Source organism: Lentzea nigeriaca (assembly GCF_016907955.1).
Taxonomy (GTDB): domain Bacteria; phylum Actinomycetota; class Actinomycetes; order Mycobacteriales; family Pseudonocardiaceae; genus Lentzea; species Lentzea nigeriaca.
Genome location: NZ_JAFBCX010000004.1, coordinates 643,333 through 663,218 on the forward strand (window position 1 = coordinate 643,333; position 19,886 = coordinate 663,218).

Below are 19,886 nucleotides of genomic sequence, written 5' to 3' on the forward strand. Positions count from 1 at the left end.
ACGCGGCCGCACAAACGCAGCCACGTACGCAGGCGATTGGGGCTTGACTTGAGTGCGAGGTAGTACCGCGTTCTGATCGGCCGGGCTCTTCATTCCCGGCTTTCATAGGCCGATACGCGCCTCGCAAGGGCCCTCGCGAAGCGGCGATGAAATGACCCGACTCATCAAGACCCACGCAACCACGCTGGAACCGGCCCCCAACAGCCCAGGTCAGCTGGACAGCGTCCGAACCCTCCGAGTCGCCTCAGCCCGAGCGGCCAGCTCCGAATCAGCCGGAAAATCAACCCGCACCAGGCTCAACCCGTGCGCAGGAGCCACGGTCACGCCGCTGGATCGAGCGTGGAGCGACAAGAGCGACCCCGGCCACTCGACCGCCTTCCGCCCCTCCCCGACAGCCAGCAACGCCCCGATGAGCGACCGAACCATCGAGTGGCAAAAAGCATCAGCGGAAACAAACGCGGTGATCACACCGTCCGAAGCACGCACCAGCTCGAGCCGCTGCAGCTCCCGGATCGTGGTAGCTCCTTCACGCCGCTTGCAGAACGCGCAAAAGTCGTGCTCCCCCAGCAACAACTCGGCCGCAGCGTTCATAGCGGAGACATCGAGCGGCCGCGGCCAGGCCAACGTGTCCAGCCGCCGCATCGGATGCGCCCCGAAAGCAGCATCCGTAACCCGGTACTCGTAGTGCCGCCGCAGGGCGGAGAACCGCGCATCAAACGCAGCCGGCACCACCCGAGCGGCAAACACCCGCACGTCGGAAGGCAGCACCCGAGCCAGCCGACGAGGCAGCCCATCCACGTCCACAGTGGACGGCAAGTCCACGTGGGCGACCTGCCCCGAGGCGTGCACCCCGGCATCGGTCCGCCCGGCCACGGTCAGGACGACGTCCTCGCGCAGCACCATCGACATGGTGTCCTCCAGGACGCCGCACACGGTCCGGCGCGACGGCTGGCGGGCCCAGCCCGAGAACTCCGTGCCGTCGTAGGCCAGGTCCAGGCGCACACGAACGAGCCCGCCGTCCCCGGAAGCGGGAACGACGGGCTCGTCAGCAGACGTACTGCTCAGGACTCGTCCTTCTTGGACTCGGCCTTCTCGTCAGCAGCCTCTTCGGCCTCGACGGCCTCAGCGGTCGGCTCGCCGTCAACCTCGACGGCGGCGTCCTCTGCGGCAGTCTCGTCGGCCTCGACGACAGCGGCCTCAGCCGGCTTCTCGTCCTTGGCGAACTTGGTCTTGCGCGCAGCCTCGGCCTCGGTGGAGACGAGCTTCTGCTGCACCAGCTCGATGATGGCCATGGGGGCGTTGTCGCCCTTGCGCGCCAGCGTCTTGGTGATGCGGGTGTAGCCGCCGGAACGGTCGCTGAAGAACGGACCGATCTCCGCGATCAGCTTGTGCACGACGTCCTTGTCGCGGATCACCTTCATGATCTCGCGACGGTTGTGCAGGTCGCCGACCTTGGCCTTGCTGATCAGCTTCTCGGCGTACGGACGCAGCCGCTTCGCCTTCGCCTCAGTGGTCTTGATCCGGCCGTGCTGGAACAGCGCCGTCGCCAGGTTGGCGAGCAGCAGCCGCTCGTGCGCCGGAGACCCACCGAGCCGGGGGCCCTTGGTAGGGGTGGGCATCGCTTACTCCTGTAACTGAAAGAGATCCTCTAGCTCTGATTCAGAGCGTCAGAGCTGCTCGGTCTCCGCGTAGTCCTGACCGTCGTCGTGGGGGTCCAGACCGGCACCGGCACCCCAGCCGCCATCGGCGGGGTGGTAGTCCGACGCGGCGGCGGACGGGTCGAACCCAGGAGGCGAGTCCTTCAGCGCGAGGCCGAGGCCGACGAGCTTCATCTTGACCTCGTCGATCGACTTCGCACCGAAGTTGCGGATGTCCAGCAGGTCCGCCTCGCTGCGCGACACGAGCTCACCGACGGTGTGGATGCCTTCCCGCTTCAAGCAGTTGTAGGAACGGACCGTGAGGTCCAGATCCTCGATAGGCATCGCGAACGCCGCGATGGTGTCGGCCTCGGCCGGCGACGGGCCGATCTCGATGCCCTCGGCGTCGATGTTCAGCTCGCGAGCGAGGCCGAACAGCTCAACCAGGGTCTTACCCGCGGAGGCAACCGCGTCCCTCGGAGTGATCGAGGGCTTGGTCTCCACGTCGAGGATCAGCTTGTCGAAGTCCGTGCGCTGCTCGACACGAGTCGCCTCGACCTTGTACGTCACCTTGAGAACCGGCGAGTAGATCGAGTCGACGGGGATGCGGCCGATCTCGGCGCCCGCCTGCTTGTTCTGCACGGCCGGGACGTAGCCGCGACCGCGCTCGACCACGAGCTCGATCTCCAGCTTGCCCTTGCCGTTCAGGGTCGCGATGTGCAGGTCGGGGTTGTGCACGGTGACACCGGCCGGAGGCACGATGTCGCCCGCGGTCACCACACCGGGGCCCTGCTTGCGCAGGTACATGGTCACCGGCTCGTCCTCCTCGGACGAGACGACGAGCTCCTTCAGGTTCAGGATGACGTCGGTGACGTCCTCCTTCACCCCGGGAACCGTGGTGAACTCGTGCAGCACGCCGTCGATGCGGATGCTCGTGACAGCAGCACCGGGGATCGACGACAGCAGCGTGCGGCGGATCGAGTTGCCGAGCGTGTAACCGAAGCCCGGCTCCAACGGCTCGATGACGAACCGGGAACGGGTCTCGGAGACCGCTTCCTCGCCGAGCGAGGGGCGCTGGGAAATCAGCACTGGGTTCTTCCTTCCTACGACGACGACCGCTATTTGACGCCGTCAAGACGCCGGTGCGGAGACCGGCAAACGCACTCGGCGCACCCTTCGCGCCGAAGCGGGACCCGACCCGAGCCACTGTCCGCAGTGTTTGATCACTTTGGAGACAGTGGCTCGGAGAGGATCACTTCGAGTAGAGCTCGACGATGAGCTGCTCGGTGACAGGCGTGTCGATCTGCGCGCGCTCGGGCAGCTGGTGCACGAGGATGCGCAGGGTCGACGGGACGACCTGCAGCCAAGCCGGGATCGGACGGTCACCGAAGGAAGCGCGAGCGGCCTCGAAGGGCAGCGTCGGCTGGGACTTCGGCTTCACGTCGATGATGTCGAACTTCGACACCTGGTAGCTCGGGATGTTCACCTTCTGGCCGTTGACCAGGAAGTGCCCGTGGCTGACCAGCTGGCGAGCCTGGCGACGCGTGCGGGCGAGGCCCGCGCGGTACACCACGTTGTCGAGGCGGGCCTCGAGGATCTGGAGCAGGTTCTCACCGGTCTTGCCCGGACGACGAACCGCTTCCTTGTAGTAGCGGACGAACTGCTTCTCGAGGACGCCGTAGGTGTAGCGAGCCTTCTGCTTCTCCTGGAGCTGCAGCAGGTACTCGGACTCCTTGACCCGGCCACGGCCGTGCTGGCCGGGCGGGTACGGACGGCGCTCGAACGCCTGGTCCCCACCAACGAGGTCGACCTTCAGGCGGCGCGAGATACGCGTCGCAGGTCCCGTGTAACGAGCCATTAGTTCTTACTCCTCCCCGTGCCTCAGACCCGGCGCCGCTTGGGCGGGCGGCAGCCGTTGTGGGGCTGCGGGGTCACGTCCTGGATGGTGCCGACCTCGAGACCGGCTGCCTGCAGCGAACGGATCGCGGTCTCACGGCCGGAGCCGGGACCCTTCACGAACACGTCCACCTTGCGCATGCCGTGCTCGGCGGCCTTGCGGGCGGCGTTCTCGGCAGCCATCTGCGCCGCGAACGGCGTGGACTTGCGCGAGCCCTTGAAACCCACGTGGCCGGCGGACGCCCAGCTGATCACGTTGCCCATCGGGTCCGTGATAGACACGATGGTGTTGTTGAACGTGCTCTTGATGTGCGCCTGGCCGTGCGAGACGTTCTTCTTTTCCTTGCGCCGGATCTTCTTGACCCCGGCGCCCTGGCGGGACTTCGGTGGCAAAACGAGCTCCTAAGTTGAGGGCAGTAGACGCGAGGTCTTACTTCTTGCCGGCCTTCTTCTTGCCGGCCACGGTCTTCTTCGGACCCTTGCGGGTACGGGCGTTCGTCTTCGTGCGCTGACCGCGAACGGGCAGGCCGCGACGGTGCCGAAGACCCTCGTAGCAACCGATCTCCATCTTGCGACGGATGTCGGCCGCGACCTCACGGCGAAGGTCACCCTCGACCTTGTAGTTCGTCTCGATGTAGTCCCGCAGCTTGGCGAGGTCGTCGTCGTTCAGATCCTTGACCCGGAGGTCAGGGGAGATCTGGGTGGCGGCGAGCAGCTCCTTGGAGCGCGTACGACCGATGCCGAAGATGTAGGTGAGCGCGATCTCCATCCGCTTCTCGCGGGGGAGGTCGACGCCAGCGAGTCGTGCCATGTGGCGATTAACTCCTGTCGATTACTTCCAGGTCTGCTCCTCGCCCAATCCCGGTGACTGACTCGCTGTGTGTCGTCCGGCTGCTCTCACAGCCGGTGTCCCGGCCCCGGCCTGGAATCCGGGGGTGTCCGCACGCTTGAAGCCCTACGTGCGGTAGGTGCGAGGAGTTTCTCGTTACTGCGTCATCGATGATCTCGACGAGCGCGTGGTGGAACTGCTCAGCCCTGGCGCTGCTTGTGGCGCAGGTTCTCGCAGATCACCATGACCCGGCCGTGACGGCGGATCACCTTGCACTTGTCGCAGATCTTCTTGACGCTCGGCTGGACCTTCACGCCTGAGATCTCCTGCTATTGGAGGTCACTTGTAGCGGTAGACGATGCGCCCGCGGGACAGGTCGTAGGGCGAGAGCTCCACGACAACCCGGTCCTCAGGGAGGATGCGGATGTAGTGCTGTCGCATCTTGCCGCTGATGTGTGCGAGCACCTTGTGACCGTTCTCCAACTCGACGCGGAACATCGCGTTGGGGAGCGGCTCGACTACGCGGCCCTCGACCTCAATGGCCCCGTCCTTCTTGCCCATGTCCTCCGCGTTTCGTGACGGTGGTAATAACCTTTGGACGCGCGCCACCCCGGCTCGATCTCACCTCGGAGGGCATGACTGAACCGGCGCGACTGGTGCGCCACCTGACCAGTGTACGCAGTTCACTCCGGCAACCCAAATCGGGCCCCATCAGGGCCGTCGGAGGGCCGTACGGACCGCGCCAGCACAGGCCGGAGCTTGCCGATCTCGGTGATCTCGGCTTCGTGTTTGCCCAGCACCGACCTGAGCGTGCGGATGCGCTGCGAGGCGATCCGATAGCCGTATTCGGACAGGTCAGAGCATTTCTGAGCTGCGTTGTGGAGCGCTACGTCGCCCGATCCGACGCCGTAGCTCTCCAGGGACGGGTCGCCTGGCCCGCGCTGGGTGAACCCCGCCCTGTCGAGGCAGCGCAGCAACGTCACCTCGGCCGCACGCGTCTCCGCGTCCTCGGGTCCGGACTTGAGCCGCGCGTTCCACTCGTTCACGACGGTGTCGTGCAGCGCGGTGATGCGACTCACGGCGTCGACGTACTCGGGCCCGGCGGCGATCCGAGCCTTGCCTCCACACCCGCCGTCGACTGGTGGCGGAGGACTGACGAAGTTCGGCCGGACGATCCGCACGTCGCCGAACGGCGGCGCGCACCGCTCGACCTTGGCGATGGCGTCGGCCAGGAAGATCCGGTCGGCGATCTGGTCCGCGGGAACGTCCTGGTAGGTGAAGTCGGTGGCCGGCTTAGAGGCAGCACAGCCTGAAACTGAAATCAGAAGGGCGGACAGGACGAAACGGGTGACCCCCACAATGCCCCCAAGCATTGACTCGTTCGTCACCCCGACCATATCGGCGTTGACAAACGAAATAACCCCGCTCGCCTCAGGGCGAACGGGGTTATTCCAAGCCTTCTGGGACTAGTCCTCTTCAGGCGCCGTGAGCACCCACGGACCGTCCTCCGTGATGGCGACGCTGTGCTCCCAGTGCGCGGCCCGCGTCCCGTCGAGCGTGATGACGGTCCAGCCGTCCTCGAGCTCCTGGGAGTCGTCCGTGCCGAGCGTCAGCATCGGCTCGATCGCGATGGCCATGCCGACTTTGAGCCTCGGCCCCTTGCCGGGCTTGCCGTAGTTCGGCAGGAACGGGTCCATGTGCATCTTGGTGCCGATGCCGTGGCCGCCGTAGTCCGCGACGATGCCGTACTCGATGCCGTCGCGCTCACCCGACTCGATGGCCGAGGTCTCGATGGCGAACGAGATGTCCGTGAGCCGCCCACCCGGCACCGCGGCCTCGATGCCCGCGAGCATCGACAGCCTGGTCGCCTCGGACAGCTTGTGGTCGGCCGGCGAGAGCTCACCGCAGCCGACGGTGACGGCCGAGTCGCCGTGCCAGCCTTCGAGGATCGCACCGCAGTCGATCGAGATCAGGTCGCCCTCTGCCAGCACCTGCTTCTTGCTGGGGATGCCGTGGACGATCTGCTCGTTCACCGACGCGCAGATGCTCGCCGGGAAGCCGTGGTAGCCCTTGAACGACGGAATGGCGCCGGCGTCGCGGATGGTCTGCTCGGCGATCTCGTCGAGCTCCCACGTGGACACGCCGGGCTTCACCGCGTCGACGACGTTGCGCAACGCCCTCGCCACGACCAGGCCGGAGGCACGCATCGCCTCCAGCTGGCCCGGCGTCTTGATCTCGATCTTGCTCATGCTTTCGCTGCCACCTGTGACGACAGAGCGGAGCCGGTCAAGCAGTCCACCTGTCACTTCTCGTCGCGCAAGTTGTGCAGTGCGGCGAGAGCACGCTCACTGATCTCGTCGATCTCACCGACAGCGTCGATGGAGATGACCTTGTCCGCGTAGTAGTCGAGCAGCGGCGCGGTCTCGTTGCGGTACACCTGCTGCCGGTGCCGGATGACGTCTTCCTTGTCGTCCGTGCGCCCGCGCGCCAGCAACCGCTCCACCACGACGTCCTCGTCGACCCGGAACTCCAGCACGGCGTCGAGCTCGTGGCCACCGACGGCCAGGAACTCACCCAGCTTGTCGGCCTGAGCCACGTTCCGCGGGAACCCGTCGAGCAGGAACCCGTGGGCCGCATCCGACTCGGCCAGGCGCTTGCGCACCATCTCGTTCGTGATGGAGTCAGGCACCAGCGCGCCCTCGTCGAGGATGCTCTGCACCTCGAGCCCGAGCTCGGTCTGGTTGCTGATGTGTGACCGGAAGAGGTCGCCCGTCGAGATGTGCGGCACGCCGAGCTTGCGGCTCAACACTTCAGCCTGGGTGCCCTTGCCCGCACCGGGCGGGCCAACGAGAACGAGTCGCATCTAGCGGAGGAACCCTTCGTAATTGCGCTGCATGAGCTGGCTCTCGATCTGCTTCACGGTGTCGAGACCGACACCGACCATGATCAGAACCGCGGTGCCACCGAACGGGAAGTTCTGGTTCTGGCTGTCGCCAGTGAGGTCCAGGAACAGGTTCGGCAGGATCGCCACGATGCCGAGGTAGAGCGAGCCGGGCAGCGTGATGCGACCCAGCACGAACTTGAGGTACTCGGCGGTCGGACGACCAGGACGGATGCCGGGGATGAAGCCACCGAACTTCTTCATCTCGTCAGCACGCTCGTCCGGGTTGAACGTGATGCCGACGTAGAAGTACGTGAAGAAGACGATCAGCAGGAAGTAGACGCTGATGTGCACCCAGCTCGACTGCTTGACCAGGTAGGTCTGCACGAACGTTGAGAACCAGTTGGCCTCGGGAGAGGAGCCCTGGGTGAGGCGGACGATCAGGTCCGGCAGGTAGAGCAGCGACGAGGCGAAGATGACCGGGATGACACCGGCCTGGTTCACCTTGAGGGGAAGGTACGTCGACGTACCGCCGTACATACGGCGGCCGATCATGCGCTTGGCGTACTGCACAGGGATGCGGCGCTGAGCCTGCTCGACGTAGATGACGCTCGCGATGATGACGAGAGCGGCGACACACACAAGGGCGAAGGTGACGCCACTCTTGTTGAGGATGTTCTTGCCCTCGGCGGGAATCCGGGCGGCGATACCGGTGAAGATCAGCAACGACATACCGTTGCCGATGCCCTTCTCGGTGATGAGCTCACCCAGCCACATGATGACCGAGGTACCGGCGGTCATGGTGATGACCAGCACGATGAGGGTGAAGATGCTGTCCTTGCCAGGAATGACGTCCTGGTCGCACTCACCGAACAGCTGCCCGCGCACCGCCAGCGCCACCAGACCGGTCGACTGCAGAATCGCGAGCCCGATGGTCAGGTACCGCGTGTACTGCGTCAGCTTGCCCTGACCGGCCTGCCCTTCCTTCTTCAACTGCTCGAACCGCGGGATGACCACGGTGAGGAGCTGAATGATGATGCTCGCGGTGATGTAGGGCATGATGCCCAGCGCGAACACGGACAGGTTGAGCAACGCCCCACCGCTGAACAGGTTGATCAGCGAGTAGATGTTCTGGCCTTCGAGCTGTTCGGCACACGCCCGCACGTTCTTGAAGGACACGCCCGGCGCGGGCATGGTCGCACCGAGCCGGTACACAATGATGATCCCGAGCGTAAACAGGATCTTCTTGCGTAGATCCGGCGTCGCGAGAGCCGAGCGGAATGCGCCGAGCACGCGAACCTCCTGAGCGTTGCCGACCCCCAGGGACCGGCACATGCGGTAGTTGGCAGGCCGCAGCAGGCAGCCACGACCAAACAACCCGGAGGACATCCGGGTTCAGCAGGCGACTCTAACAGCCCCCCACGACCTGCCCGTACCCAGTGGCCAATCACAGGTTCCACTCGGTTGATCTCCCACGCCCCGGCTAGGCCATCCGGGGTAGCCTTCCGCCTGAATCCGTGCTATGAGCAGCGATTACGCCAGCCGCGAACGTTTGCGCCCACTCACCAGTTCCCACGATCACGCGGAAAAGTTCAGCTACCCGCAGAACCCACTTGAACGCCCAAGGTCGGCACACTCCGCACCCCAGACGTCTCGCGACGGCGAAGCCGAGCGGCGAGGCCGAAGGCGAGCCGAACCACCCAATACCGGGCCTGGTGGGGTGGGTCCCGTCACCAGCCGTGCCGGAGCGAGCCGCGCTCGGAACCGCAACCACCCACGCGACCGCAAGCCGCCCAAACCAACGGGCGTGCCATCTACCTGCGCGTGGCGCTGGTGGGTCTTTGATCAGACTGACTTTCTGGGGCGAAGCCCCAGAAAGCAGCGCAACAGACGCACGCACCGCAACCAACCTACGGACACGGAACCGGCAGACTCCGACGCAATCGGGGAACGACCACAAACCCACGCGCCCCCAAACCCGGCAGGCGACCGCAGGGGTACCCGCGATCCGGCAGGGTGTCGGCAAAGTCGTGTCCGGCTGGCTGATGGCGTCTGCAAGGCTCCGTTGGCGAATCCTGACCGTGCGACGAGGCCTCCAATTCGAGGACTGTGGAAACGCTCTTATGTGCTAGCCGCACCAGGTTGGTTGTAGAAAGGTGCCGATGACATCGTTGTCAGAACACCCCAACTACAGCCAACTTGCCTGTTCACGTCCGTGAGAGCGCGACCATCAGGTTGGCGAACCGGCTCCGGCCCTGCTCCCGGCAGCCGCTCCCGGCTTCGCCAACGGCGTCTGCAAGTACCACCAACTCAAGATCAACCAGCACTTTTCCACCGCCAACTCGCGGTGCATCGGCCGCCCCAGCGCACCGAAGGCCCGCCAGAGGACGAACCAGTTGGGTGTAGCTGGCGGCGATTCGATCAAGAGTTGGTGGTACTTGCAGACGCCAAGCCCAGCAGGGCGACTTTGCCGGGGCCTGCCCCGAGCTGGGAACCCCTGCATCTCAACGTACTCAGAGGGTCTGACACCCCCGGAGAAACGCCAAAGGGCCCCGAGGCGAAGCCTCAGGGCCCTTCAGACACATCTCAACGAGACGTTCACGCCACAGTGGTGGACCCACCAGCAGCAGCGATCTTCTCCACAGCGGTCTTGGAGAACTTGTTCGCCGTGACGTCCAGCTTGACGCTGACGTCACCGTCGCCCAGCACCTTGACGAGCGCGCCCTTGCGGACGAGCCCGGCCAGCACCAGCGCGGCGACGTCGACCGAACCACCCTCGGGGAACGAGGCGGCGATGTCGGAGACGTTCACCACCTGGTACTCGGTGCGGAACGGGTTGCGGAAGCCCTTGAGCTTCGGCAGCCGCATGTGCAGCGGCATCTGGCCACCTTCGAAGCGCGGCGAGACGTTCTTGCGAGCGCCCGTGCCCTTCGTACCGCGGCCGGCGGTCTTGCCCTTGGAGCCCTCACCACGACCGACGCGAGTCTTGGGGGTCTTGGCTCCGGGGGCGGGACGCAGGTCGTGAATCTTGATGGTCACGACTGGACCTCCTCGACCTCCACCAGGTGGCGCACGGCGTGGATCAGGCCGCGGACCTGGGGAGTGTCCTCACGCACGACCGACTGGCGGATCTTGCGCAGCCCGAGGGTGCGCATCGACTCGCGGTGGTTGTGCTTCGTACCGATGGTGCTGCGCACCTGGGTGATCTTGAGAGCCATGGTCAGACCCCCTGGCCCGCGCGAGCGCGGATCATGCCGGCGGGGGCGACGTCCTCGAGGGGCAGGCCACGACGGGCCGCGACCTCTTCCGGACGCTGCAGGCCCTTGAGGGCCGCCACGGTCGCGTGCACGATGTTGATCGCGTTGTCGGAGCCCAGGGACTTCGACAGCACGTCGTGCACGCCGGCGCACTCGAGGACGGCGCGGACAGCGCCACCCGCGATGACACCGGTACCGGCCGAGGCCGGACGTAGCAGGACCACACCGGCGGCCTTCTCACCCTGCACCGGGTGCGGGATGGTGCCGGCGATGCGAGGAACGCGGAAGAAGTTCTTCTTCGCCTCCTCGACACCCTTGGCGATGGCCGCGGGAACTTCCTTGGCCTTGCCGTAGCCGACGCCGACCATGCCGTCGCCGTCACCGACAACCACGAGGGCGGTGAAGCTGAAGCGACGACCACCCTTGACCACCTTGGAGACGCGGTTGATCGCAACCACGCGCTCGAGGTGGGGGGTCTTCTCCTGGGCCGCGCCGCCGCGGCCGCCGTCACGACGGTCGCGGCGCTCTCCGCGCTCGCCCCCGCCGCCTTCGCGACGCGTACGTCCTGGCATCAGGCGTCCCTCTCAATTCCAGTGATCTTCATTGTCAGAACTCCAGCCCCGCCTCGCGGGCGGCATCCGCCAGAGCAGCGATCCGGCCGTGGTACGCGTTACCACCGCGGTCGAACACGACCGCCGAGATACCGGCGTCCTTGGCACGGGCCGCGGCCAGCTGGCCGACCTTGGCCGCGCGGGCCTTCTTGTCGCCTTCCAGCGCACGCACGTCGGCCTCCATGGAGGAAGCGGACGCCAGCGTGTGGCCCTTCAGGTCGTCGATGATCTGCACGGTGATGTGCTTCGACGACCGGTGCACGACCAGGCGCGGACGCTCGGCGGTGCCGCTGACCTTCTTGCGGAGGCGGAAGTGGCGACGGGCCTTGGCAACACGACGCCTGGTGGAGATGTCCTTGCCCACCGGCTTGCGCTTCGTAACAGTCGACTCGCTCATGTCACTTACCCGTCTTTCCGACCTTGCGACGGATCTTCTCGCCCGAGTAGCGGACGCCCTTGCCCTTGTACGGGTCGGGCTTGCGCAGCTTGCGGATGTTGGCGGCGACCTCACCGACCAGCTGCTTGTCGATACCCGAGACGGAGAAACGGGTCGGGGTCTCCACCGCGAAGGTGATGCCCTCGGGGGCCTCGACCTTGACGGGGTGGGAGTAACCGAGCGCGAACTCGAGCTCAGAGCCCTTGAGCGCGACGCGGTAACCGACGCCGTGGATTTCCATCTTCTTCTCGTAACCCTGGGTCACGCCGACAACCATGTTGTGCACCAGCGTGCGCGACAGGCCGTGGAGCGCGCGGACGCGGCGCTCGTCGTTCGGGCGCTTGACCTCGAGAGTGCCGTCCTCGGCCTTCTCCAGGCTGATCGGCTCAGCGATCGTCAGCGACAGGGTGCCCTTCGGGCCCTTGACGCTCACGTCCTGGCCGGCGATGTTCACGTCGACCCCGGAGGGGACAATGATCGGCTGCTTACCGATGCGCGACATGTCTACTCCCCCTTACCAAACGTAGGCGAGGACTTCTCCGCCCACGCCTGCCTTGTTGGCCTGGCGGTCGGTCATGAGACCGCCAGAGGTCGAAATGATCGCCACGCCGAGGCCGCCGAGAACTCGGGGCAGGCTGGTGGACTTCGCGTACACGCGCAGGCCCGGCTTCGACACGCGGCGGAGGCCGGCGATGCTGCGCTCCCGGTTCGGGCCGTACTTCAGCTCGACGACGAGGTTCTTCGCGACCTCGCCCTCCTCGTCGCGGTACGAGGCGATGTAGCCCTCGCGCTTGAGGATCTCGGCGATGTTGGCCTTCAGCTTCGAGTGCGGCATCACGACCTTGTCGTGGTAAGCCGAGTTCGCGTTGCGCAGACGAGTGAGCATGTCTGCGATCGGGTCGGTCATCGTCATGGTGACCTGGTCAACCTTTCTCGCTGCGGTTCACCGGCTCAGGGTCCAGACCAGCCCTCCCACCCCAGAGAGAATTCAATGGAGCGGAGGGACTGGACGGTCGTGTGCGGGCCTACAGCGAAGTAATGGAGCTTGGAATTACCAGCTGGACTTGCTCACGCCAGGCAGCTCACCGCGGTGAGCCATCTCGCGCAGGCAGATCCGGCAGAGGCCGAACTTGCGGAACACCGCGTGGGGGCGGCCGCAACGCTGGCACCGGGTGTACGCCCGGACCTTGAACTTCGGCTTCTTCGCGGCCTTGTTGATCAACGCCTTCTTGGCCATCGACTCAGTTCTCCTTGAACGGGAAGCCCAGGAGCTTCAGCAGCGCCCGGCCCTCCTCGTCGTTCGTGGCGGTGGTGACGACGGTGATGTCCATGCCGCGGGGACGGTCGATCGAGTCGGGGTCGATCTCGTGGAACATCGACTGCTCGTTCAGACCGAACGTGTAGTTGCCGTTGCCGTCGAACTGCTTGCCCGAGAGGCCGCGGAAGTCGCGGATACGGGGCAGCGCGATCGTCAGCAGGCGGTCCAGGAACTCCCACATGCGGTCGCCGCGCAGCGTGACGCGCGCGCCGATCGGCATGCCCTCACGCAGCTTGAACTGCGCGATGGACTTGCGGGCCCGACGAACCTCGGGACGCTGACCGGTGATGATCGAGAGGTCCTTGACGGCACCCTCGATCAGCTTGCCGTCACGGGCGGCGTCGCCGACACCCATGTTGACGACGACCTTCACGACGCCCGGGATCTGCATCACGTTGGCGTAGTTGAACTGCTTCTGCAGCTCGCCGGTGATCTCAGAGCGGTAGCGCGTCTTGAGCCGCGGGATGATCTTCTCTGCGGTAGTCATGCTCAGATGTCCTTCCCGTTACGACGGGAAATGCGGACCCGCTTGCCCTCGTCGTTCGTACGGTAACCAACACGGGTCGGCTTGCCGTCCGAGTCGACCACCATCACGTTGGAGACGTTGATCGGGGCTTCCTGGGTCACGATGCCACCGGACTGCGCGCCACGCTGGGTCTGCGTGATCCGGGTGTGCTTCTTGATCCGGTTGACACCCTCGACCAGGACCTTGCCGGTCTCCGGGTAGGCCTGGATGACCTTGCCCTTCGCACCCTTGTCCTTGCCGGCGATGACGACGACCGTGTCGCCCTTCTTCACCTTCATGGTCAGAGCACCTCCGGAGCCAGCGAGATGATCTTCATGAACTTCTTGTCGCGCAGCTCGCGGCCGACCGGGCCGAAGATGCGGGTACCGCGGGGCTCGTTGTCGTTCTTGATGAGCACAGCGGCGTTCTCGTCGAAGCGGATGTACGAGCCATCCGGACGACGGCGCTCCTTGACGGTGCGGACGACGACCGCCTTGACGACGTCACCCTTCTTCACGCCGGCACCGGGGATCGCGTCCTTGACGGTCGCGACGATGATGTCGCCGATGCCCGCGTAGCGGCGGCCAGAGCCACCGAGAACACGGATGCAAAGGATCTCCTTCGCACCAGTGTTGTCGGCGACACGAAGCCGCGACTCCTGCTGAATCACTTACTTGCTCCTGACCATTCCTGGCCCGCCGGATTTCCGACCCGACGGGCTCGGTCTGTCTAGAAAGGACTTACTTGGCCTTCTCGAGGACCTCGACGAGCCGCCAGCGCTTGGTGGCCGACAGCGGTCGGGTCTCCATCAGCAGGACGCGGTCGCCCACGCCCGCCGTGTTCTCCTCGTCGTGCGCCTTCACCTTGGTGGTGGAGCGCATGACCTTGGAGTAACGCGGGTGCTTCTTGCGGTCTTCCAGCGCAACCACGATCGTCTTGTCCATCTTGTCGGACACGACGAGGCCCTCGCGGACCTTGCGGTCGTTGCGCTTCTCGGTCTGAACTTCGTTGCTGTCGGTCATGCCGCACCCTCACCAGTGGATTCCGGCGAAGCGGAGAGGCCGAGCTCCCGCTCCCGCATCACGGTGTAGATCCGGGCGATGTCGTGCCGGACCGTGCGCAGCCGCCGGTTGTTGTCGAGCTGGCCCGTGGCCATCTGGAAGCGAAGGTTGAAGAGCTCTTCCTTCGACTCCTTCAGACGCAGCACGAGCTCTTCCTCGGTGAGCTCACGCAGCTCGGAAGCGGTGGTACCCGCTGCCATCAGAACTCACCACCCTCACGCGTAACGATGCGGCACTTCATCGGGAGCTTGTGGATCGCGCGGCGGAGCGCCTCGCGAGCGACCTGCTCGTTCGGGAAGGCCATCTCGAAGAGGACGCGACCCGGCTTGACGTTGGCCACCCACCACTCCGGCGAACCCTTACCGGAACCCATGCGGGTCTCGGCCGGCTTCTTCGTGAGCGGACGGTCCGGGAAGATGTTGATCCAGACCTTGCCGCCACGGCGGATGTGGCGAGTGATGGCGATACGAGCGGACTCGATCTGCCGGTTCGTCACGTAGGCCGGCTCCAGAGCCTGGATGCCGTACTCACCGAAGGTGACCTTCGTGCCGCCCTTGGCAGCACCCGACCGCTTGGGGTGGTGCTGCTTGCGGTGCTTGACCCTGCGCGGGATGAGCATGACTCAGCTCTCCGTCTTCTCTGCAGCAGCCGGGGCCTCGCTGACGGCAGCGTCAGCAGCGGCACGACCGGCCTCGGTGCTCGTCGCCGTGGTGCCGCTGGCACCCGAGCGACGGGCCCGGTTCGGACGCTCGCCGCGGTCGCGGCGCGGGGCACGCTCGGCCGAGGGGGCCGCGTCGCGCTCGCGCTTGGCGGAGATGCCGCCGACCACGTCACCCTTGTAGATCCACACCTTGACGCCGATACGGCCGAACGTGGTGCGGGCCTCGAAGAAGCCGTAGTCGATGTCGGCACGGAGCGTGTGCAGCGGCACGCGGCCGTCGCGGTAGTGCTCCGAGCGGGACATCTCGGCGCCGCCCAGGCGACCGCCGCACTGCACGCGGATGCCCTTGACCTGCGGCGAACGCATGGCCGACTGAATGGCCTTGCGCATCGCGCGGCGGAAGGCAACGCGGTTGGACAGCTGCTCGGCAACGCCCTGCGCGACGAGCTGCGCGTCCGACTCGGGGCTCTTCACCTCGAGGATGTTCAGCTGGACCTGCTTCTTGGTGAGCTTCTCGAGCTCACCGCGAATGCGGTCCGCCTCGGCACCACGACGGCCGATGACGATGCCCGGCCGGGCGGTGTGGATGTCGACGCGAACCCGGTCACGGGTGCGCTCGATCTCCACCTTGGAGATGCCGGCACGCTCCATGCCGCGCGAGAGCAGCCGACGGATCTTGACATCCTCGGCCACGTACTCGGCGTACTGCTTGTCTGCGTACCAGCGGGACTTCCAGTCGGTGGTGATCCCCAGCCGGAAGCCGTGCGGGTTGATCTTCTGGCCCACTACCGCGTTCCCTTCACGCTGGTCTTCTTGGGACGAGACTCCACCTCGATGGTGATGTGGCTCGTCCGCTTGCGGATCCGGTACGCGCGGCCCTGGGCACGCGGGCGGAAACGCTTGAGGGTCGGACCCTCGTCCACGTAGGCCGCCGAAACCCAGAGGGTGTCGGGGTCCAGGGACAGGTTGTTCTCGGCGTTGGCCATGGCGCTGGCGAGCACCTTCGCGACCGGCTCAGAAGCGGCCTGGGGCGCGAACTGGAGCACGGCCAGGGCCTCGCTGGCGTTACGACCCTTGATGAGCTCGACGACGCGACGGACCTTCATGGGGGTGTCGCGGACGTAGCGAGCCCGAGCCACGGCGCGCGGAAACTCCTGCGCCTCAGCGTCCTTACGGGCGTTCATCGCTGCTTTTCCCTTGCTCTTCTCAGTTCGACGCCTAGCGGCGACGAGACTTCCGGTCGTCCTTGATGTGGCCCTTGAAGGTGCGGGTCGGGGCGAACTCGCCCAGCTTGTGCCCGACCATGGCCTCGGTCACGAACACCGGGACGTGCTTACGGCCGTCGTGCACCGCGATGGTGTGGCCCAGCATGTCCGGGATGATCGTGGACCGGCGGGACCACGTCTTGATGACGGTCTTCTTGCCCGACTCGTTGAGAACGTCCACCTTCTTGAGCAGGTGGTCGTCCACGAAGGGGCCCTTCTTAAGGCTGCGAGGCATCCTTCACTCCCTCCCTGCTCAGCGCTTCTTACCGGTGCGACGACGCCGGACGATGAGCTTGTCGCTTGGCTTGCGGCGGCGGGTACGCCCCTCGGGCTTACCAGCCGGGTTGACCGGGTGGCGACCACCGGAGGTCTTGCCCTCACCACCACCATGCGGGTGGTCAACGGGGTTCATGGCGACACCGCGGACGGTGGGCTTCTTGCCCTTCCACCGCATGCGGCCTGCCTTGCCCCAGTTGATGTTCTGGTGCTCGGAGTTGCCGACCTCGCCGATCGTGGCGCGGCAGCGGACGTCCACGTTGCGGATTTCGCCCGAGGGCATCCGCAGCTGGGCGTACGGGCCGTCCTTCGCCACGAGCTGGACCGAGGCGCCAGCCGAGCGGGCGATCTTCGCGCCGCCACCGGGGCGGAGCTCGATCGCGTGGATCACGGTGCCGACCGGGATGTTGCGCAGCGGCAGGTTGTTACCCGGCTTGATGTCGGCCTTGGGGCCGTTCTCAACCGTGTCGCCCTGCTTCAGCTTCTCCGGTGCGACGATGTAGCGCTTCTCGCCGTCTGCGTAGTGCAGCAGCGCGATGCGCGCGGTGCGGTTGGGGTCGTACTCGATGTGAGCGACCTTGGCCGGCACGCCGTCCTTGTCGTTGCGGCGGAAGTCGATCAGGCGGTAGGCCCGCTTGTGACCGCCACCCTTGTGCCGCGTGGTGATCTTGCCCGACGCGTTGCGGCCGCCCCGCCCGTGCAGCGGGCGGATCAGCGACTTCTCCGGAGTCGACCGAGTGATCTCGGCGAAGTCGGAGACGCTCGCACCGCGACGACCCGGGGTCGTCGGCTTGTACTTGCGAATGCCCATCTCTACGCAGTCCTCGTCATCAGGCGGCAGGGCCGCCGAAGATCTCGATCGGCTTGCTGTCCGAGGACAGGGTCACGATCGCGCGCTTCGTGTCCTTGCGCTTGCCGAACCCGGTGCGGGTGCGCTTGCGCTTGCCCTGCCGGTTGATGGTGTTGACGCTGACGACCTTCACGCCGAAGACCTTCTCCACGGCGATCTTGATCTGCGTCTTGTTCGAGCCCGGCGCCACCAGGAAGGTGTACTTGTTCTCCTCGAGAAGCCCGTAGGACTTCTCGGAGATCACCGGCGCGAGCAGGACGTCCCTGTGGTCGGGGATCACTTCGAGGCCTCCTCGTCCACTGCGACCGCCGCGGCCTCAGCGGAGCCGGCGCCGTTCTGCGCCTTGCTCGCCAAGAACACGTCGAGCGAGTCCTTCGTGAACACCACGTCGTCGTTGACCAGCACGTCGTACGTGTTGAGCTGGTCGGGAGCGATCACGTGCACGTGCGGCAGGTTGCGCACGCTGACCCACGCGACCTCGTCGGTGCGGTTCAGCACCACGAGCACGCGACGAGCCTGGGTGACCGACTCGAGCACCTTGCGGGCCGTCTTGGTCGACGGGGTGTCCCCGTCCACCAGACCGGACACCACGTGCACCTGGTTGGCACGAGCGCGGTCGGAGAGGGCGCCACGCAGGGCGGCGGCCTTCATCTTCTTGGGGGTCCGCTGCGTGTAGTCACGCGGCTGCGGACCGTGGACGACGCCACCGCCGGCGAACTGCGGCGCACGCGTCGAACCCTGGCGGGCACGACCGGTGCCCTTCTGGCGGTACGGCTTCTTGCCACCACCGGAGACGTCGCCGCGGGTCTTCGTGGCGTGCGTGCCCTGGCGAGCCGCGGCCTGCTGGGCCACGACGACCTGGTGCAGCAGCGCGACGTTCGCCTGCGCGTCGAACACGGCGGCGGGAAGCTCGACCGTGCCGGCGGACTTGCCGTCCGGCGTACGGATCTCAACCGTCGACATCAGGCACCACCCTTCGCGGCCGTCTTGACGAACACCAGACCGCCCTTGGGACCGGGAACGGCGCCCTTGATGAGCAGCAGGCCGTTCTCCACGTCGATCTTGTGCACCTTCAGGTTCTGGGTCGTGACGCGCACGTGGCCCATGCGGCCGGCCATGCGCAGACCCTTGAAGACGCGACCCGGGGTGGCGCAGCCACCGATGGAACCCGGCGAGCGGTGCTTGCGCTGGGTGCCGTGGCTGGAGCCGAGGCCCCGGAAGTTGTGGCGCTTCATGACACCCGCGGTGCCCTTGCCCTTGCTGGTGCCGGTGATGTCGACAACAGCGCCGGCCTCGAACACCTCAGCGGTGATCTCCTGGCCGACCTCGTACTCGCTGGCGTCGACCGTGCGCAGCTCCACCAGGTGGCGACGGGGCGTGACCCCGGCCTTGGCGAAGTGGCCCGCGACGGGCTTGTTGACCTTGCGCGGGTCGATCGCGCCGGTCGCCAGCTGGATGGCCGTGTAGCCGTCCTTCTCCTCGGTGCGAACCTGGGTGACGACATTCGGCTCAGCCTTCACGACGGTCACCGGGACGACCCGGTTGTTCTCGTCGAAGACCTGAGTCATGCCGAGCTTGGTGCCCAGGATGCCCTTGATCTGCCTGTCAGACATTGGTCCGTTACTCTCCGCGCCCAACGCTTACTGGATGTTGACGTCGACGCTGGCCGGCAGGTCGATGCGCATGAGCGCGTCCACCGTCTTCGGCGTCGGGTCGAGGATGTCGATCAGTCGCTTGTGCGTGCGCATCTCGAAGTGCTCGCGCGAGTCCTTGTACTTGTGCGGCGAGCGGATGACGCAGTACACGTTCTTCTCGGTGGGCAGCGGCACCGGCCCGACGACCCGAGCGCCGGTGCGCGTCACGGTCTCCACGATCTTGCGCGCAGACGCGTCGATCGCTTCGTGGTCGTAGGCCTTGAGCCGGATGCGGATCTTTTGTCCCGCCATGATGGCTTGCCGTTCCTCTGCTTCTCGTACCGCTGCGGTGCGGTGCCTCGGATGAGGCCTGTTACAGCCTCTTGGCGCGCTCCGCCCCTGTTGAAGTGTCATGGTGCCCGGTCCACGCGGTCGGGCGTGTCGCGCCCGGTGCGCATACCGGTCCCACTCAAGGTCTCCCCGGTGGGATTGGGCCTACCACAGCCCATGCACCCTGATGCCCATCTCCGCAAGGAGGCGTTCACTAACAGGGCGCGGACGCTCGGTGAAGGGCACGGGCACACACGAAGTGGCTCGGCCTTCGTCGAGCAACCCGTAAAGGATGCCACACGGGCGTGAGGCGCTCCAAATCGGGGTGGGTGAGTTGGAGGCAGATCACGTGCGGATCTTGGCCGGTGAACCGCCGTGTTCGTCGCATGTGGAGCGACACTCGTGACGGTTCCGTTGTGCGGCAACGGAATCTCCGCAG

General features: G+C 66.0%; 33 protein-coding genes. All 33 read right to left on the bottom strand.

The window, feature by feature from the left end; all coding sequences use genetic code 11:
* Positions 1-210: 210 nt before the first annotated feature.
* Entirely contained in the window at positions 211-1,002 is a 792-nt protein-coding gene (truA, locus tag JOD27_RS17495; RefSeq protein WP_204763278.1) for a tRNA pseudouridine(38-40) synthase TruA, read from the bottom strand.
* 59 nt (positions 1,003-1,061) lie between these two features.
* Positions 1,062-1,619 carry a 50S ribosomal protein L17 gene (gene rplQ / locus JOD27_RS17500; RefSeq protein WP_204763279.1) on the bottom strand — a complete coding sequence of 186 codons (558 nt, stop codon included), beginning with the start codon at positions 1,617-1,619 and terminating at the stop codon, positions 1,062-1,064.
* A gap of 48 nt (positions 1,620-1,667) precedes the next feature.
* A complete protein-coding gene (locus JOD27_RS17505; protein WP_109628746.1) occupies positions 1,668-2,726 on the bottom strand; it encodes a DNA-directed RNA polymerase subunit alpha in 1,059 nt (352 codons plus the stop codon).
* Between the two features lie 163 nt (positions 2,727-2,889).
* Positions 2,890-3,495: a 30S ribosomal protein S4 gene (gene rpsD, locus JOD27_RS17510; RefSeq protein ID WP_189257492.1), complete on the bottom strand. Its 606-nt coding sequence runs from the start codon at positions 3,493-3,495 to the stop codon at positions 2,890-2,892.
* Between the two features lie 23 nt (positions 3,496-3,518).
* Entirely contained in the window at positions 3,519-3,926 is a 408-nt protein-coding gene (gene rpsK, locus JOD27_RS17515; RefSeq protein WP_030472036.1) for a 30S ribosomal protein S11, read from the bottom strand.
* 37 nt (positions 3,927-3,963) lie between these two features.
* Positions 3,964-4,344, bottom strand: coding sequence for a 30S ribosomal protein S13 (gene rpsM / locus JOD27_RS17520; protein WP_189257491.1), 381 nt, complete (start codon positions 4,342-4,344; stop codon positions 3,964-3,966).
* Between the two features lie 218 nt (positions 4,345-4,562).
* Positions 4,563-4,676, bottom strand: coding sequence for a 50S ribosomal protein L36 (rpmJ, locus tag JOD27_RS17525; protein WP_010148647.1), 114 nt, complete (start codon positions 4,674-4,676; stop codon positions 4,563-4,565).
* Between the two features lie 25 nt (positions 4,677-4,701).
* Complete coding sequence (gene infA / locus JOD27_RS17530; protein ID WP_005166804.1) at positions 4,702-4,923, bottom strand: translation initiation factor IF-1; 222 nt, start codon at positions 4,921-4,923, stop codon at positions 4,702-4,704.
* 122 nt (positions 4,924-5,045) lie between these two features.
* Positions 5,046-5,720: a hypothetical protein gene (locus tag JOD27_RS17535; RefSeq protein WP_204763280.1), complete on the bottom strand. Its 675-nt coding sequence runs from the start codon at positions 5,718-5,720 to the stop codon at positions 5,046-5,048.
* Positions 5,721-5,828: 108 nt separating this feature from the next.
* Positions 5,829-6,611 (bottom strand): type I methionyl aminopeptidase, encoded by a 783-nt coding sequence (gene map / locus JOD27_RS17540; protein WP_204763281.1) that lies wholly within the window; start codon positions 6,609-6,611, stop codon positions 5,829-5,831.
* 53 nt (positions 6,612-6,664) lie between these two features.
* Positions 6,665-7,225, bottom strand: coding sequence for an adenylate kinase (locus tag JOD27_RS17545; RefSeq protein WP_204763282.1), 561 nt, complete (start codon positions 7,223-7,225; stop codon positions 6,665-6,667).
* A complete protein-coding gene (gene secY, locus JOD27_RS17550; RefSeq protein WP_204763283.1) occupies positions 7,226-8,536 on the bottom strand; it encodes a preprotein translocase subunit SecY in 1,311 nt (436 codons plus the stop codon).
* A 1,305-nt stretch (positions 8,537-9,841) separates the two neighbouring features.
* Entirely contained in the window at positions 9,842-10,282 is a 441-nt protein-coding gene (gene rplO, locus JOD27_RS17555; protein ID WP_204763284.1) for a 50S ribosomal protein L15, read from the bottom strand.
* Positions 10,279-10,461 (bottom strand): 50S ribosomal protein L30, encoded by a 183-nt coding sequence (gene rpmD / locus JOD27_RS17560; protein ID WP_189259764.1) that lies wholly within the window; start codon positions 10,459-10,461, stop codon positions 10,279-10,281. Before rpmD ends, rplO begins: the two co-directional genes overlap by 4 nt.
* A gap of 2 nt (positions 10,462-10,463) precedes the next feature.
* Positions 10,464-11,072 carry a 30S ribosomal protein S5 gene (rpsE, locus tag JOD27_RS17565; protein ID WP_030473451.1) on the bottom strand — a complete coding sequence of 203 codons (609 nt, stop codon included), beginning with the start codon at positions 11,070-11,072 and terminating at the stop codon, positions 10,464-10,466.
* Positions 11,073-11,106: 34 nt separating this feature from the next.
* Positions 11,107-11,508 carry a 50S ribosomal protein L18 gene (rplR, locus tag JOD27_RS17570; RefSeq protein ID WP_239567182.1) on the bottom strand — a complete coding sequence of 134 codons (402 nt, stop codon included), beginning with the start codon at positions 11,506-11,508 and terminating at the stop codon, positions 11,107-11,109.
* 1 nt (position 11,509) lies between these two features.
* Complete coding sequence (gene rplF / locus JOD27_RS17575; RefSeq protein ID WP_204763285.1) at positions 11,510-12,049, bottom strand: 50S ribosomal protein L6; 540 nt, start codon at positions 12,047-12,049, stop codon at positions 11,510-11,512.
* A 12-nt stretch (positions 12,050-12,061) separates the two neighbouring features.
* A complete protein-coding gene (gene rpsH, locus JOD27_RS17580; protein ID WP_204763286.1) occupies positions 12,062-12,460 on the bottom strand; it encodes a 30S ribosomal protein S8 in 399 nt (132 codons plus the stop codon).
* Between the two features lie 138 nt (positions 12,461-12,598).
* Complete coding sequence (locus JOD27_RS17585; RefSeq protein ID WP_109628763.1) at positions 12,599-12,784, bottom strand: type Z 30S ribosomal protein S14; 186 nt, start codon at positions 12,782-12,784, stop codon at positions 12,599-12,601.
* A gap of 4 nt (positions 12,785-12,788) precedes the next feature.
* Complete coding sequence (gene rplE / locus JOD27_RS17590; protein WP_090046580.1) at positions 12,789-13,352, bottom strand: 50S ribosomal protein L5; 564 nt, start codon at positions 13,350-13,352, stop codon at positions 12,789-12,791.
* 2 nt (positions 13,353-13,354) lie between these two features.
* Positions 13,355-13,669 (bottom strand): 50S ribosomal protein L24, encoded by a 315-nt coding sequence (gene rplX, locus JOD27_RS17595; protein WP_030473457.1) that lies wholly within the window; start codon positions 13,667-13,669, stop codon positions 13,355-13,357.
* A 2-nt stretch (positions 13,670-13,671) separates the two neighbouring features.
* Positions 13,672-14,040 carry a 50S ribosomal protein L14 gene (gene rplN, locus JOD27_RS17600; protein ID WP_089949053.1) on the bottom strand — a complete coding sequence of 123 codons (369 nt, stop codon included), beginning with the start codon at positions 14,038-14,040 and terminating at the stop codon, positions 13,672-13,674.
* 70 nt (positions 14,041-14,110) lie between these two features.
* Positions 14,111-14,392, bottom strand: a complete 282-nt coding sequence (rpsQ, locus tag JOD27_RS17605) for a 30S ribosomal protein S17 (protein WP_189259760.1) — start codon at positions 14,390-14,392, stop codon at positions 14,111-14,113.
* Positions 14,389-14,631 carry a 50S ribosomal protein L29 gene (gene rpmC, locus JOD27_RS17610; protein ID WP_030473460.1) on the bottom strand — a complete coding sequence of 81 codons (243 nt, stop codon included), beginning with the start codon at positions 14,629-14,631 and terminating at the stop codon, positions 14,389-14,391. The genes rpsQ and rpmC overlap by 4 nt, the downstream gene beginning before the upstream one ends.
* Positions 14,631-15,050: a 50S ribosomal protein L16 gene (gene rplP, locus JOD27_RS17615; RefSeq protein ID WP_030473461.1), complete on the bottom strand. Its 420-nt coding sequence runs from the start codon at positions 15,048-15,050 to the stop codon at positions 14,631-14,633. Before rplP ends, rpmC begins: the two co-directional genes overlap by 1 nt.
* A 3-nt stretch (positions 15,051-15,053) precedes the next feature.
* The gene (gene rpsC / locus JOD27_RS17620; RefSeq protein ID WP_189259759.1) at positions 15,054-15,878 is read right to left on the bottom strand and encodes a 30S ribosomal protein S3; all 825 of its coding nucleotides are present in this window, start codon (positions 15,876-15,878) and stop codon (positions 15,054-15,056) included.
* Entirely contained in the window at positions 15,878-16,276 is a 399-nt protein-coding gene (gene rplV, locus JOD27_RS17625; protein ID WP_204763287.1) for a 50S ribosomal protein L22, read from the bottom strand. The genes rpsC and rplV overlap by 1 nt, the downstream gene beginning before the upstream one ends.
* Positions 16,277-16,310: 34 nt before the next feature.
* Positions 16,311-16,592, bottom strand: a complete 282-nt coding sequence (gene rpsS / locus JOD27_RS17630) for a 30S ribosomal protein S19 (RefSeq protein WP_015105260.1) — start codon at positions 16,590-16,592, stop codon at positions 16,311-16,313.
* A gap of 18 nt (positions 16,593-16,610) precedes the next feature.
* Positions 16,611-17,444 (bottom strand): 50S ribosomal protein L2, encoded by an 834-nt coding sequence (rplB, locus tag JOD27_RS17635; protein ID WP_109628772.1) that lies wholly within the window; start codon positions 17,442-17,444, stop codon positions 16,611-16,613.
* Between the two features lie 19 nt (positions 17,445-17,463).
* Positions 17,464-17,763 (bottom strand): 50S ribosomal protein L23, encoded by a 300-nt coding sequence (gene rplW, locus JOD27_RS17640; RefSeq protein ID WP_090046572.1) that lies wholly within the window; start codon positions 17,761-17,763, stop codon positions 17,464-17,466.
* On the bottom strand, positions 17,760-18,446 hold the full coding sequence (gene rplD / locus JOD27_RS17645) for a 50S ribosomal protein L4 (protein WP_204763288.1): 687 nt from the start codon (positions 18,444-18,446) through the stop codon (positions 17,760-17,762). Before rplD ends, rplW begins: the two co-directional genes overlap by 4 nt.
* Positions 18,446-19,096 carry a 50S ribosomal protein L3 gene (rplC, locus tag JOD27_RS17650; protein ID WP_109628779.1) on the bottom strand — a complete coding sequence of 217 codons (651 nt, stop codon included), beginning with the start codon at positions 19,094-19,096 and terminating at the stop codon, positions 18,446-18,448. Before rplC ends, rplD begins: the two co-directional genes overlap by 1 nt.
* A gap of 27 nt (positions 19,097-19,123) precedes the next feature.
* Complete coding sequence (gene rpsJ / locus JOD27_RS17655; protein ID WP_003938093.1) at positions 19,124-19,429, bottom strand: 30S ribosomal protein S10; 306 nt, start codon at positions 19,427-19,429, stop codon at positions 19,124-19,126.
* Between the last annotated feature and the right edge of the window lie 457 nt (positions 19,430-19,886).

What these genes read in the sequence shown, in the direction of transcription:
- rplQ (WP_204763279.1), bottom strand. Translation starts at nt 1,619, where the DNA reads ATGCCCACCCCTACCAAGGGCCCCCGGCTCGGTGGGTCTCCGGCGCAC.
- rpsD (WP_189257492.1), bottom strand. Translation starts at nt 3,495, where the DNA reads ATGGCTCGTTACACGGGACCTGCGACGCGTATCTCGCGCCGCCTGAAG.
- rpsM (WP_189257491.1), bottom strand. Translation starts at nt 4,344, where the DNA reads ATGGCACGACTCGCTGGCGTCGACCTCCCCCGCGAGAAGCGGATGGAG.
- infA (WP_005166804.1), bottom strand. Translation starts at nt 4,923, where the DNA reads ATGGGCAAGAAGGACGGGGCCATTGAGGTCGAGGGCCGCGTAGTCGAG.
- map (WP_204763281.1), bottom strand. Translation starts at nt 6,611, where the DNA reads ATGAGCAAGATCGAGATCAAGACGCCGGGCCAGCTGGAGGCGATGCGT.
- JOD27_RS17545 (WP_204763282.1), bottom strand. Translation starts at nt 7,225, where the DNA reads ATGCGACTCGTTCTCGTTGGCCCGCCCGGTGCGGGCAAGGGCACCCAG.
- rpmD (WP_189259764.1), bottom strand. Translation starts at nt 10,461, where the DNA reads ATGGCTCTCAAGATCACCCAGGTGCGCAGCACCATCGGTACGAAGCAC.
- rpsE (WP_030473451.1), bottom strand. Translation starts at nt 11,072, where the DNA reads ATGCCAGGACGTACGCGTCGCGAAGGCGGCGGGGGCGAGCGCGGAGAG.
- rplR (WP_239567182.1), bottom strand. Translation starts at nt 11,508, where the DNA reads ATGAGCGAGTCGACTGTTACGAAGCGCAAGCCGGTGGGCAAGGACATC.
- rplF (WP_204763285.1), bottom strand. Translation starts at nt 12,049, where the DNA reads ATGTCGCGCATCGGTAAGCAGCCGATCATTGTCCCCTCCGGGGTCGAC.
- rpsH (WP_204763286.1), bottom strand. Translation starts at nt 12,460, where the DNA reads ATGACGATGACCGACCCGATCGCAGACATGCTCACTCGTCTGCGCAAC.
- JOD27_RS17585 (WP_109628763.1), bottom strand. Translation starts at nt 12,784, where the DNA reads ATGGCCAAGAAGGCGTTGATCAACAAGGCCGCGAAGAAGCCGAAGTTC.
- rplE (WP_090046580.1), bottom strand. Translation starts at nt 13,352, where the DNA reads ATGACTACCGCAGAGAAGATCATCCCGCGGCTCAAGACGCGCTACCGC.
- rplX (WP_030473457.1), bottom strand. Translation starts at nt 13,669, where the DNA reads ATGAAGGTGAAGAAGGGCGACACGGTCGTCGTCATCGCCGGCAAGGAC.
- rpsQ (WP_189259760.1), bottom strand. Translation starts at nt 14,392, where the DNA reads ATGACCGACAGCAACGAAGTTCAGACCGAGAAGCGCAACGACCGCAAG.
- rpmC (WP_030473460.1), bottom strand. Translation starts at nt 14,631, where the DNA reads ATGGCAGCGGGTACCACCGCTTCCGAGCTGCGTGAGCTCACCGAGGAA.
- rplP (WP_030473461.1), bottom strand. Translation starts at nt 15,050, where the DNA reads ATGCTCATCCCGCGCAGGGTCAAGCACCGCAAGCAGCACCACCCCAAG.
- rplV (WP_204763287.1), bottom strand. Translation starts at nt 16,276, where the DNA reads ATGAACGCCCGTAAGGACGCTGAGGCGCAGGAGTTTCCGCGCGCCGTG.
- rpsS (WP_015105260.1), bottom strand. Translation starts at nt 16,592, where the DNA reads ATGCCTCGCAGCCTTAAGAAGGGCCCCTTCGTGGACGACCACCTGCTC.
- rplB (WP_109628772.1), bottom strand. Translation starts at nt 17,444, where the DNA reads ATGGGCATTCGCAAGTACAAGCCGACGACCCCGGGTCGTCGCGGTGCG.
- rplD (WP_204763288.1), bottom strand. Translation starts at nt 18,446, where the DNA reads ATGTCGACGGTTGAGATCCGTACGCCGGACGGCAAGTCCGCCGGCACG.
- rplC (WP_109628779.1), bottom strand. Translation starts at nt 19,096, where the DNA reads ATGTCTGACAGGCAGATCAAGGGCATCCTGGGCACCAAGCTCGGCATG.
- rpsJ (WP_003938093.1), bottom strand. Translation starts at nt 19,429, where the DNA reads ATGGCGGGACAAAAGATCCGCATCCGGCTCAAGGCCTACGACCACGAA.